Source organism: Modicisalibacter muralis, assembly GCF_900102945.1.
Classification (GTDB): Bacteria; Pseudomonadota; Gammaproteobacteria; order Pseudomonadales; family Halomonadaceae; genus Modicisalibacter; species Modicisalibacter muralis.
On record NZ_FNGI01000011.1, the window covers coordinates 150677 to 161690 of the forward strand.

The 11014-nt window shown below is 63.1% G+C and carries 10 protein-coding genes, 1 rRNA gene and 1 pseudogene; 2 read left to right on the forward strand and 10 right to left on the reverse strand.

Going from position 1 to position 11014, the window contains the following annotated elements; genetic code table 11:
• Positions 1–13: 13 nt before the first annotated feature.
• Together BLR92_RS16735 and BLR92_RS16740 are read right to left on the reverse strand one after the other, a co-directional pair.
• Positions 14–613 carry a YjaG family protein gene (locus tag BLR92_RS16735; RefSeq protein ID WP_089730416.1) on the reverse strand — a complete coding sequence of 200 codons (600 nt, stop codon included), beginning with the start codon at positions 611–613 and terminating at the stop codon, positions 14–16.
• Positions 614–650: 37 nt separating this feature from the next.
• Entirely contained in the window at positions 651–947 is a 297-nt protein-coding gene (locus tag BLR92_RS16740; RefSeq protein WP_089730417.1) for an MGMT family protein, read from the reverse strand.
• 72 nt (positions 948–1019) lie between these two features.
• Between BLR92_RS16740 and BLR92_RS16745 the strand changes: the two genes are divergently transcribed.
• On the forward strand, positions 1020–1712 hold the full coding sequence (locus tag BLR92_RS16745; RefSeq protein WP_089730418.1) for a type 1 glutamine amidotransferase: 693 nt from the start codon (positions 1020–1022) through the stop codon (positions 1710–1712).
• On the opposite strand, the gene mnmH is transcribed toward BLR92_RS16745, so the two are convergent.
• From mnmH to BLR92_RS16775, 6 genes are all read right to left on the reverse strand, one after another.
• On the reverse strand, positions 1665–2801 hold the full coding sequence (gene mnmH / locus BLR92_RS16750) for a tRNA 2-selenouridine(34) synthase MnmH (RefSeq protein ID WP_175488840.1): 1137 nt from the start codon (positions 2799–2801) through the stop codon (positions 1665–1667). The genes BLR92_RS16745 and mnmH overlap by 48 nt on opposite strands.
• Complete coding sequence (selD, locus tag BLR92_RS16755) at positions 2798–3835, reverse strand: selenide, water dikinase SelD (protein WP_089730420.1); 1038 nt, start codon at positions 3833–3835, stop codon at positions 2798–2800. The genes mnmH and selD overlap by 4 nt, the downstream gene beginning before the upstream one ends.
• 52 nt (positions 3836–3887) lie before the next feature.
• The gene (gene radA, locus BLR92_RS16760) at positions 3888–5261 is read right to left on the reverse strand and encodes a DNA repair protein RadA (RefSeq protein ID WP_089730421.1); all 1374 of its coding nucleotides are present in this window, start codon (positions 5259–5261) and stop codon (positions 3888–3890) included.
• A gap of 117 nt (positions 5262–5378) precedes the next feature.
• Entirely contained in the window at positions 5379–5834 is a 456-nt protein-coding gene (locus tag BLR92_RS16765; protein ID WP_089730422.1) for a copper resistance protein NlpE N-terminal domain-containing protein, read from the reverse strand.
• Between the two features lie 101 nt (positions 5835–5935).
• Positions 5936–7033 carry an alkene reductase gene (locus tag BLR92_RS16770; RefSeq protein ID WP_089730423.1) on the reverse strand — a complete coding sequence of 366 codons (1098 nt, stop codon included), beginning with the start codon at positions 7031–7033 and terminating at the stop codon, positions 5936–5938.
• 91 nt (positions 7034–7124) lie between these two features.
• Positions 7125–8012, reverse strand: coding sequence for an AEC family transporter (locus BLR92_RS16775; protein ID WP_089730424.1), 888 nt, complete (start codon positions 8010–8012; stop codon positions 7125–7127).
• 108 nt (positions 8013–8120) lie between these two features.
• Between BLR92_RS16775 and hisC the strand changes: the two genes are divergently transcribed.
• Complete coding sequence (gene hisC, locus BLR92_RS16780; RefSeq protein ID WP_089730425.1) at positions 8121–9176, forward strand: histidinol-phosphate transaminase; 1056 nt, start codon at positions 8121–8123, stop codon at positions 9174–9176.
• Between the two features lie 81 nt (positions 9177–9257).
• On the opposite strand, the pseudogene BLR92_RS16785 reads toward hisC, so the two are convergent.
• Both BLR92_RS16785 and rrf read right to left on the reverse strand, forming a co-directional pair.
• A pseudogene (locus tag BLR92_RS16785) lies at positions 9258–10457 on the reverse strand (ISL3 family transposase); the annotation flags it as partial.
• Positions 10458–10753: 296 nt separating this feature from the next.
• Positions 10754–10869 (reverse strand): 5S ribosomal RNA (rrf, locus tag BLR92_RS16790).
• Positions 10870–11014 lie beyond the last annotated feature (145 nt).

Consider the following 11014-nt stretch of genomic DNA (forward strand, 5'->3'; position numbering starts at 1 on the left):
CCCGATTAAACAGTCAGTCCAGGTTCAAGCCCAGGTTGCTGATGCCTTCATTGTGGCCCAGCCGGCGTAGTGCCTTGAGCGTCTCGCGCTCCAGCTCAACGTCGGCCGCCTCGAGTGCCGCCGCCTGGAAGTCGTGCTCGTCATCCATCAGCGGATGAGCACGCAGGCGCGCGGCGTTCTGTTCGGCGCCATCGCTATCGCTGCCTTCGGTCATCTCGATGAAGGCCTGCACGCCGTTACGCGATACCTGGCTAACCTCGCGCGGCGCCTCGGGAGCGTCGCCTTGCAAGGCATCGAGCAGCGCCGTCAGCGCCACCACGGTTTCCACGGCACGCCGCGCACCGAAGCTGTCATCATCAATGGGAGGCTCGAGCTCGGCCAGCTTGGTGGCTTGGAGGGCGAAATCGATACGCGCATCGCGAACCTGCAACGCCTCCCACACCAGATCGAGAATCACCCGCAGGCGATGCACATCGCCCTGGCCGGTCATCTGCACGTACAACGCATAGTTGGGGAACAAGCGTTCGCACAGCGTGGCCATGAAGGCCAGTTGCTGACGCTTGTCCAATCGGCGCAGGCGGGCCTTGAAACCCGCCTGGGGCGTTTCGCTCATAGCGACTCCTTGATCGAGAAAAGCCATGACAGAGAGCTCATGGCCATAGCAATTCGGAATTGACGCGGCCACGTTTATCGAACGCCACGCCTTCGCCGCGCAGCTTCTCGCGCTGGCGCACCGCGCCACCATGCTCGGTAACCGCGAGGCTGGCATTGATCACCCGGTGCCAGGGCAAGCCGTGGCCACTCGGCAGGTGCCGCATGGCACTGCCGACCATGCGCGGCGTGGCGCCCTCGGTCATTTTCGCCACCCGGCCATAGGTCGTCACCCGCCCTTCGGGAATCTGCGCGACGATGGTGTATATCTGCTCCAGCAGTTCAGGTTTCGCCATGGTTGCTTCCCGATATCAGGCCAGTCGACGACACTGGACGCCGCCGTCGGGCTTATTCATCATGACAACATCATGCATATCTACTTCCTCCAGCACACCGCCTACGATGGCCCTGCTCGTCTGACCGACTGGCTGACCGGCATGGGCCATAGTCATAACGTCTGTCATCTGTATGCCGATGAGGCGCCGCCACGTCTCGAGGACTGCGATGCGCTGATCGTGCTAGACGGCTACCAAGACATCGACGATAGCGAGCGTTACCCTTGGCTCAAGCGCGAGAAGAAACTGCTCGCCCGCGCGCTGAAAAGCGGCAAGCCCGTACTCGGCATCGGCATGGGCGCGCAACTGCTTGCCGCCGGGCTGGGCGCAGTCGTTTCCCCGGGCACCCACGCCGAAACCGGCTGGCACAGCGTCACTCTCGCCCCCGAGAGCCCTTTCGACCTGCCCGAGCGCTTCGAGGCGTTCCATTGGCATCGCACCATCTTCGGCCTGCCAGACGACGCACTGCCGCTGGGTTCCAGCGCGGCGAGCCCCGTTCAGGGCTTCGCCTGGGACGCCGGCCGGGTGATCGGCCTGCAATGCCGGCTCGAGGTCACCGATGCCAGCGCCGCCGCCCTGGTCGAGCATGCCCCCGAGTCGCTGCAAACAGCCGGCCCCTTCGTGCAGAACCGTGATGAGATTTTCGCCGATCCACGGCGCTTCGACCACCTCGCCGCGCTACTCGACCGCGTGCTGGTGCGCTGGCTGGCGAGTACCGCCAACTGACGAACCGCCAGGCGCCTGCCACTCGCGCGCGAACGCCAGGCAACTGTCCCAGTCGCCGACATGCAAAAAGGTCTGGGTGTGCTTTTCCAGTTGGTGACGATAGAGCGGATCGTAATATTCGGTCAGCAGCGGCGCCAGCCAAGCCTCATGCGCCTGTGGATTGCCGCGCTGGTGTTCGCGGAAGGCCAGTTCCTGCAAGCGTGCCAGCCGCGCCAGCCGGGCGTTGCCCAGGCGCTTCTTGAGTCGCGCCAGCGCCCCCGAGAGTTGCTTACGCATCAGCGCCCAGCCCAGCCATTCGCCGTATTGGCCCCGATAGACCGCCCATAGATCCTCGATATAATCCTTGTGGATACGCGCCAGGCGCCAGTCGAGGGGCATCTCCACGCGCACGCGAGGCGCCTGCTCCATGGCGCGCCAGAACGTCAGGGGAATGTTCGCTACGCCGATATGGCGCGATTCGTCCTCGACCACGCAGGCCCCGGGCACGTCCAGCAAGCGTCGCCCGATCGCGTGCTCGAAGTCGATCTGCGCAGGCGCCGGCAAGGGATGCCGCCCGAACGCCGAGCCCTTGTGGCGGGCGCAGGCCTCGAGATCCACTCCGCCCTTCAGGCGCTGGATGAGTTCGGTCTTGGCACAGCCGGTGAGGCCGCCGATTACCAGCAAAGGCCGTTCGGCCGCAGCATCGATGCGCGCGCACAGCGCTTGGCGCATGGCCTTCCAGCCACCGCGAATGCGTGGCCGCTCGATACCGGCGTCGAACAGCCATTGCTGGGCGGTTTGCGAACGCAGTCCGCCACGAAAACAGTAAATGAGCGCATCGGGATGCGCGGCTATCGATCGCTGCCAAGCGGCGATACGCGCCTGCCTGAGTCCACCGGCCACCAGGCGATTGCCCAACTCGATGGCCGCCTGTTGGCCCTGCTCCTTGTAGCGAATGCCGATGAGGTGACGCTCCTCGTCATCCATCAGCGGCAGGTTTATCGCGCCAGGCAACGCGCCTTGGGCGAACTCCACCGGCGCGCGCACGTCGATCAGCACGCGCCCTTGGCGCAGCAGATCGAGATCCGGCTCGACCAGTGGCAGACTCACCCGCGCACCTCGATCAGCGCCTCGCCTTCGGCCTTGAGGCATTCGCCGAAGGGCTCGAGACGCAGGTCATGGGCGCGACCGATGCGCTCGATATCGTCGGCCCAGGAAGGATGCACCGCCAACAATAGCCCACCCGAGGTCTGCGGATCGCACAGCCACTGCCAATGGGCCTCATCCATGGCCGGTAGCCTGGCGCCCAGTGCCTGGCGGTTACGCGCGCTGCCGCCGGGCACCGCGCCCTGGCGACGATAGGCCTCGGCCTCGGCCAAACGCGGCAGGCGTTTGTAGTCGACACGCGCCTTGACGCCGCTGGCGGCACACACCTCGGCGAGATGCCCGGCGAGACCAAAGCCGGTGACATCGGTCATCGCATGCACGCCCGAGACCCGTGCCAGCTCGGTGCCGATGACATTGGACATCAGCATGGTCTCGCGCGCCAGGCCATGGTGGCCGGCCTTGAGCAGGCCCTGTTTCTCGGCGGTGGTCAATATCCCCACGCCGAGCGGCTTGGTCAGGTAAAGCAGGTCGCCAGGCTGGGCGCCCTTGTTCAATTTGAGATGTTCGAGGTCGATCAAACCGTTGACCGACAGGCCGAAGATCGGCTCGGGCGCATCGATGGAATGCCCACCAGCCAACGCCAGGCCCAATTCACGGCATACCGCTTGGGCGCCGGCAAGCACGTCGCCGGCAATATCGGTACCCAGCTTATCCAGCGGCCAGCCGAGGATGCCTAGCGCCATCACCGGCGTGCCGCCCATGGCGTAAACATCGCTGATCGCGTTGGTGGCGGCGATACGCCCGAAATCGAACGGATCGTCGACGATCGGCATGAAGAAATCGGTGGTGGCGATCATGCCGCGTCCGTCGCCCAGATCGTAGACGGCGGCGTCCTCGCGCCCCTGGTTGCCGACGATCAATCGGGAGTTGCTGGCACCCGGACCGGCCTTGGCCAGAATTCCATCGAGGACATCGGGAGCGATCTTGCAGCCACAGCCGGCGCCGTGGCTGTATTGCGTCAATCGAATGGCGCTCATGAAGTCCTCCTTGCGGTCGAAATTGTGGGCTCACGCAAACGCTTGCCGTGATTCATAACGCTTCGATCGCCTCGGCGAGCTTGTCGACAGCGATCACCTGCATACCGGCGGGCGAGGTCTTGGGTGCGTTGCCACGCGGTACGATGGCCCGCGTAAAGCCATGCTTGGCGGCTTCGACGATGCGCTCCTGGCCGCTCGGCACCGGGCGGATCTCGCCCGACAGGCCAACCTCGCCGAATACCACCAGCTCACGCGGCAACGAGCGGTTTTGCAGACTCGACACCACCGCCAGCAGTACCGCCAGATCGGCGCTGGTTTCGAGCACCTTGACGCCACCCACCACGTTGAGAAAAACATCCTGGTCGCCGCTGAACAAGCCACCGTGCTTATGCAGCACCGCCAGCAACATGGCCAAGCGGTTGGGGTCGAGCCCCACTGCCACGCGCCGTGGGTTGCCCAGCGGCGAATCGTCGAGCAGCGCCTGCACCTCGACGAGAATCGGCCGGGTGCCCTCCCAGACCACCATCACCAAACTACCCGGCGCCTGCTCCTCGGCGCGTGACAGGAAGATCGCGCTGGGGTTCTTCACTTCCTTCAGGCCATGTTCGAGCATCGCGAACACACCCAATTCATTGACCGCGCCAAAGCGGTTCTTCTGCCCGCGCAGGGTGCGAAAGCGCGAGTCGGCGCCGCCCTCGAGCAGCAACGAGGCGTCGATCATGTGCTCGAGCACCTTGGGGCCGGCCAAGGTGCCATCCTTGGTCACGTGACCGACCAGCAGCAGCACGGTGTCGGTCTGCTTGGCGAAGCGCGTCAGCGCGCTGGCCGACTCGCGCACCTGGGCCACGCCGCCCGGCGCCGAGGCGATATCCTCGAGATGCATGGTCTGGATGGAGTCGATGATCAGCACCTCGGGACGTTCGCGCTCGGCGACGCCGAGGATCGTCTCGACGCTGGTTTCGGCCAGCATCTTGAGCCCTTGCACCGGCAGTTGCAGGCGATGTGCGCGCATCGCCACCTGCGACAGCGACTCCTCACCGGTGACGTAAAGCACGCGACGCTGCTGGGCCAGCTTGCAAGCCACCTGCAACAACAGCGTCGACTTGCCGGCACCGGGGTTGCCACCCAACAGCACCGCCGAGCCGGGCACCAGGCCGCCGCCCAGCACCCGGTCGAACTCCTCGAAGGTCGAGGACAGTCGCGGTACCTCGGACAAATCCACCGCACCAAGATCGACCACCTGACGCGAAACGATGCCCGCATAACCGCTACGGCCACTGGTCGATGGTCCGCCGCCGACTCGCGGCGAACCCAGACGAACTTCGCTTAGGGTGTTCCACTCGCGGCAGCTCGCGCATTGGCCCTGCCATTTCGTGTATTCGCTACCACATTCGGTACATACGAAGGCGCTCTTCGCTTTCGCCATTGCGGCTTGGTCTCCATGCCTGTTATCGACAGTTTACCAGCTACCCATACAGCGATCATAAAAACGCCAGGGGCGGCCCATTGGCCGCCCCTGGCGATGCTATCGTCGACGCTGAAACTATTGGCGCTGCAAGCGCAGCATTTCACCGTTCTCGAAGCGCCGACGTTGCGGGTCGATCAATTCGAGGGTGTTGGCGTCGAGCTTGAGGAAGTAATAGACCTGGCCCTCGCCTTGCGGTGTCAGTTCATAGACCGTGGCCGAGGGATCGGTAGCCGTCCCACTCAACACACTCCATTGGCCTTGATAGCGCTCGACCGGGGGATTCTGTGGATGCTCGCGATAGCTGGCTTCAAGATCGAAGGTGCGTTCGGCATCGCTCGCCTGCTCATCGCCCTGCAAGGCGACCTCCAAATCTATCCCCGCACAGTTGCGACACGGTAGCGTGCCCTGATAGACAGTCGCCTGTTCCTCGGCAGCCATCGTGTCGGGCGCTTCGCCTTGCTGGGCGCCGGTGGCACAACCGGCCAGCGTAGCGAGCATCGCACAACCGGCCAGCAACGTCCTGATCTGCATGTGAGTCCTCCTAACCAATGGGCCTAGGGCCGCTAGTGCGGCTTCCTGATCTACAGGATAGCGGCAAGCAACGCCCGAGGATAGCACCTCGGGCATCTGACTCAATCCAGCGTCGGATAATCGGTGTACCCTTCACCGCCGCCGCCATAGAACGTCTCGGGCTGCGGCTCGTTGAGCGGCGCCTCGCGGCGAAAGCGCTCGACCAGGTCGGGATTGGCGATATACGGCCGGCCAAAGGCGGCGGCGTCGCCCAGGCCATCGGCGATTAGCCGCTCGGCACGCTCGGCGGTGTAATGGCCACAGTAGATCAGCGTGCCGCGGAAGCGATCGCGCAGGTCGCGCCGGAACTCGTCGCTCAAGCGTGGCCCTTCACCGGTCCAGTCTGGCTCGTTGACATGCATGTAGGCGATTTTGCGCAACGACAGCTGCTCAGCCAGATAATGCATCATCGCCTCGGGTTCGTCATCGGACAGCCCGAATATCTCGATGAACGGCGACAGGCGAATGCCGACACGATCGGCGCCCATCACTTCGCTGACCGCATCGACGACTTCCAGCACTAGGCGGGCGCGATTGATCACGTTGCCACCATAACGATCGCTGCGCTCATTCGAGCCGGTGGCCATGAACTGCTGAAGCAGATAGGCGTTGGCCGCGTGGATCTCGAGCATGTCGAAGCCGGCGCGCTTGGCACGCCTGGCTGCCTGTCGATAGTCATCGACCAATGCGGGAATTTCCTGTGTTTCGAGCGCGCGCGGCGTACTGGCGGGGTGTCGCCCAGTACTACCGTCCTCGAACTCGACGTAGCATTGGGCGCCTTCGCCACGCAACGCACTGGGCGCAACCGGCTGTCGGCCGTCGGGCTGGACCATTTCATGCGAGACACGGCCCACGTGCCAGAGTTGCAGAGCCAGGCGCCCACCGGCTCGGTGGACCGCGTCGACAACCCTCTTCCACCCGGCCTCCTGGGCATCGGTGTAAATGCCCGGCGTATGCACGTAGCCTCGCGCAGTCGGCGAGATGTTGGTTGCCTCGCTGATGATCAGCCCGGCGCCGGCACGCTGCGCATAATAGCTGGCCTGCAGCTCGCCGGGCACGCTATCCGGCGTTCGAGCCCGCGTCAGCGGTGCCATGAGCACGCGATTGGGCAGCTCGACGCGGCCCAGTTTGAGTGGTGAAAGCAGCTTATCGAATGGCATCCGTTTCTCCTTTAACCCGACTTCGAATCGAACATGGGACAAAGGTGGAGTTCGTTAGACGACTAATCAAGTTGCTAACTCATTGTTTCTCTCAACCGCTACCCATAGCGAAAATACATGCCAGCACGATCGGCATTACGACCAAGCTACCGAGGTTACCGATCAGCACTAGAGAAGCCACGCTGTGCGGCTCCTGGCGGTACTGTTCGGCAAGCAGGTAATTGAGCACCGCGGGTGGCAAGGCGGCGAAGACCCAAAGTGCCGCGGCCTGCATGCCCTGCAGATCCAGCCAGGTAATCAGCGGCCAGGCGAGTATCAGGCCACTGGCCGGGCAGGCGACGGCGCCTAGCACGCCGGTCTTCCAGTCGCGGAAGTCGACATCAAGCATGCGTACGCCCAGCGCGAACAACATCAGCGGTATGCTTACGCCGCCCAGCATGTTCATTGCCTCGAGTAACCAACCGGGCAATGGCACGCCGCCGAGGTTCACGCCCAACCCAGCCAGGCTAGCGAGCACGATCGGCATGCGCAGCATGCGCCATAGCGGCGTGTGTGGATTGAGGATGTACAACCCCACCGAGAAGTGCAGCAGCATTTCGATGATGAACACGACCACCGCCGCCGGCAGGGCCGAGTCACCGAACGCCAGGACCAGCAGCGGCAGCCCCATGTTGCCGGTGTTGTTGAACATCATCGGGGGCAAAAAGGTACGCAGGTCGAGCCGTAGCAGCTTGGCCAAGGGCCATAACAGCAGTCCCGAACCCAGCACGATCACCGCAACGGCAAAGGCCAGGCGAGCGTATTCCTGGAGTGGCGCCTGGCGGTCGGCAAGCACCGCGAACACCAACATGGGCACGAAGAGTTCCATGTTCAGCGTGTTGAGGCTACGGATATCCGGCGTCCGGAAACGACCGTAGAGCGTACCGCAGCCGGCGATCAGGAAAACCGGCAGCAATGTGGAAAGAATTTTCGCGAGCATGGGTGTCGGGCCAGAGCAAAGGCTAGCAGCCTAACATATCGGCGCTTGCGCGGCCCGCCCGGCCACGTCACCATTAAACACATTACGTTCCTGCCGATGCGAGCGACCATGAGCAAGTTCTGGAGTCCCGAAGTACGTGAACTGACGCCCTACGTACCGGGCGAGCAACCACGCGAACGGCTGATCAAGCTGAATACCAATGAGAACCCTTACCCACCGGCGCCCGGTGTGGAGCAGGCTCTGCGCGACTATCCGGCGGATCACCTGCGTCTCTATCCCGACCCCGATGCTACGGTGCTGCGCCAGGCACTCGCTACCGAGCATGATGTCGAACTCGAGCAGGTCTTCGTCGGCAACGGTTCCGACGAGGTACTGGCGCTGGCCTTTCAGACATTCTTTCGCCAACAACGGCCGCTGCTAATGCCAGCGATCACCTACAGCTTTTATCCGGTCTACTGCCGCCTGTATGGCATCACGTATCGCACCGTGGCGTTGGGCGATCAGTGGCAGGTCCCCCTCGAATCGCTGACGGGCGAAAACGGCGGCGTGATCTTTGCCAACCCCAACGCACCGACGGGCCATGGTCATGGCCGAGACGCCATTGCCGGGTTGCTCGATCGGGTCAGCGATAGTGTGGTATTGGTCGATGAAGCCTACGTCGATTTCGGCGGGGAGAGCGTAGTGCCATTGGTCCGGCATTACCCCAACCTGCTGGTCACCGGTACCTTTTCAAAGTCTCGTAGCCTGGCGGGGTTGCGCCTGGGCTATGCCATCGGCTCGCGCGAGTTGATCGAAGGCTTGGAGCGAGTCAAGAACTCATTCAACTCCTACCCTATCGACAGCATCGCCATCGCCACCGGCGTCGCCGCGCTCGCAGACAGATCGCATTTCGAAGCCTGCCGAGAAAAGGTAATCACGACACGCGAACGCACCCGCCAACACCTCGCTACGCTGGGTTTCGAGGTACTACCCTCACAGACCAACTTCCTGCTGGTGCGTCATGAAGATTACGATGCCGGCCAGCTTTTCGTGGGTCTCCGCGAGCGCGGCATCTTGGTGCGGCACTTCAATACCGAAGCCCTGCGCGATTTCATGCGTATATCCATCGGCACCGATGATGAAATGGATAGTTTGCTCGAGGCATTCGAGGCGCTTTGCCGCTAACCACCTGCTTGGAACCTGGCCCGATAAAGCGACAAGTAGCAGCGCACAAGCCCAGCACTCGCTGGGCTTAATTTTGGTTCTTCGCACTTTGCCGGGAAACGCGGCACGGATTTTTAGGAAAAAGTACGCCGTGTCGCGGTACCCGTAGGCCATTCGCTTGATGACCTTGATCCGGTTGTTCATGCCTTCCAACACGCTGGTATTTAGCCGGTGCTGGGCGCTGGAGACGATCCCTTCCAAGTAGGGTTCCAGCCTCCTGGCGAAGCGCTCCAAGGCGTCAATGCCGCTGCCGAGGGCCATGTCCGCCCACTCCTGCCAGGCGTTTCGGGCGCTGGCCTCGTGCCGGGCGAACCAGAGCGTCTTGAGCTGATCCTTGAGCACGTAAACCGTGGCCAGTGGGGCATTGGCGGCCAGGAGCTCTTCGAGCTTGACCGCCTGTTCGGGCTTCAAGTTGTCGGCATTGCGCAGCAGTAGCCAGCGGCTGCTCTTGATGACCTTGCGGGCGGCCTGGTCGTCCCGCAACTGGTTGGCCTGATCGACGCGCACCCGATCCACGACCTCGCGCCCGTACTTGGCCACCACATGAAAGAGGTCGTAGACCACCACCGCGTTATCACACTGCTCCTTCACCTCCAGGTCGAAGGCGGAGTTCATGTCCATGGCCACTGCCTCGATCTGCTCCCGGGCATCACCCAACCACTCGAAGAACGGGCGGATCGCCTCACGGGAACGCCCCTCGCCGATCCATACCACCTGCTGAGTATCGGCACAGGCGACGACGGTGGCGTAGCGATGTCCCTTGTGCAGGGCGAATTCGTCCATCATCAGGCGGCGCAGCCGTGTCGGGTCCGGGGTAGGCAGATCACGCTGCAGGCGTTGTCTATCGAGGGTCTTGACGGTATGCCAGTGCAGGCCGACCAACTCAGCGATATGTCGGATGGGTAACAGAGGCAACAGGCGCTCCACCCACAGGCGTAGCGTGTCGGTGACCGGAGATCGACCCGGCAGCCAATCGATGCGTTCCCGCGTTGGCCCACAGGCCGGGCACCGCAGGCGCCGGACCGGCACTTCCAGCTCAACCCGGTAGCTCAGCAGCAGCGCCTCCTGAACCCGCCGGCGGTGCACGTCATGCACCAGGAAGCAGGCGTGGTCGCAACCACGACAGACGGGGGTCACCCGAGGATCCGGCTCCAACCGGATGAACAGCGTCTGAGGGTCAAGGGCCTCATGGTGAGCGGGCGTGAAACCTTTCCAGAACAGGCAGAGCGGGGTAGCATCCATGACAACGGCGGTATCCATTGGCTGACGTTTTGGCGAATATCAGCTTACGTGGATTTACCGCCGTTTCTCTATCCTGCCTGTCCTCCCCGGCCCTGCCTGTTTCACGCAGATCTGCGAAGAACCTTAATTTTCTCCCTCGCAAAAAAATACGCCCGCCGGGTGGCTGGGGGTATCGGTGAAGCTGCCTGATTATGGTTGGGCCGACGCCCCGAGGGCCGACCATCCGGCGGCCGGCGCGCCGGGGGAGGCCCCTAAACGACGAAACCCCGACCAGGGGCCGGGGTTTCTGAAGAAGTGCCTGACGATGACCTACTCTCGCATGGGGAGGCCCCACACTACCATCGGCGCTGAGCGGTTTCACTGCTGAGTTCGGCATGGGGTCAGGTGGGACCCGCTCGCTATGGTCGTCAGGCGTAAACTGGTGTCGCGTGGTGGCTTGAGGGCTGATCGTGATCGTGCTTTCGATCGCGACCCGACGCTCGACGCTGCCCGCCACGGGACTGTCTTAACAAATGAATCAAGCTGACTCGATACGACTCGACGTATCCGCTTATCGG

Excerpts from the sequence above, each read along its gene's own strand:
- BLR92_RS16740 (WP_089730417.1), bottom strand. The coding sequence starts at position 947 with ATGGCGAAACCTGAACTGCTGGAGCAGATATACACCATCGTCGCGCAG.
- radA (WP_089730421.1), bottom strand. The coding sequence starts at position 5,261 with ATGGCGAAAGCGAAGAGCGCCTTCGTATGTACCGAATGTGGTAGCGAA.
- hisC (WP_089730425.1), top strand. The coding sequence starts at position 8,121 with ATGAGCAAGTTCTGGAGTCCCGAAGTACGTGAACTGACGCCCTACGTA.
- BLR92_RS16735 (WP_089730416.1), bottom strand. The coding sequence starts at position 613 with ATGAGCGAAACGCCCCAGGCGGGTTTCAAGGCCCGCCTGCGCCGATTG.
- selD (WP_089730420.1), bottom strand. The coding sequence starts at position 3,835 with ATGAGCGCCATTCGATTGACGCAATACAGCCACGGCGCCGGCTGTGGC.
- BLR92_RS16745 (WP_089730418.1), top strand. The coding sequence starts at position 1,020 with ATGCATATCTACTTCCTCCAGCACACCGCCTACGATGGCCCTGCTCGT.
- BLR92_RS16765 (WP_089730422.1), bottom strand. The coding sequence starts at position 5,834 with ATGCAGATCAGGACGTTGCTGGCCGGTTGTGCGATGCTCGCTACGCTG.
- BLR92_RS16770 (WP_089730423.1), bottom strand. The coding sequence starts at position 7,033 with ATGCCATTCGATAAGCTGCTTTCACCACTCAAACTGGGCCGCGTCGAG.
- BLR92_RS16775 (WP_089730424.1), bottom strand. The coding sequence starts at position 8,012 with ATGCTCGCGAAAATTCTTTCCACATTGCTGCCGGTTTTCCTGATCGCC.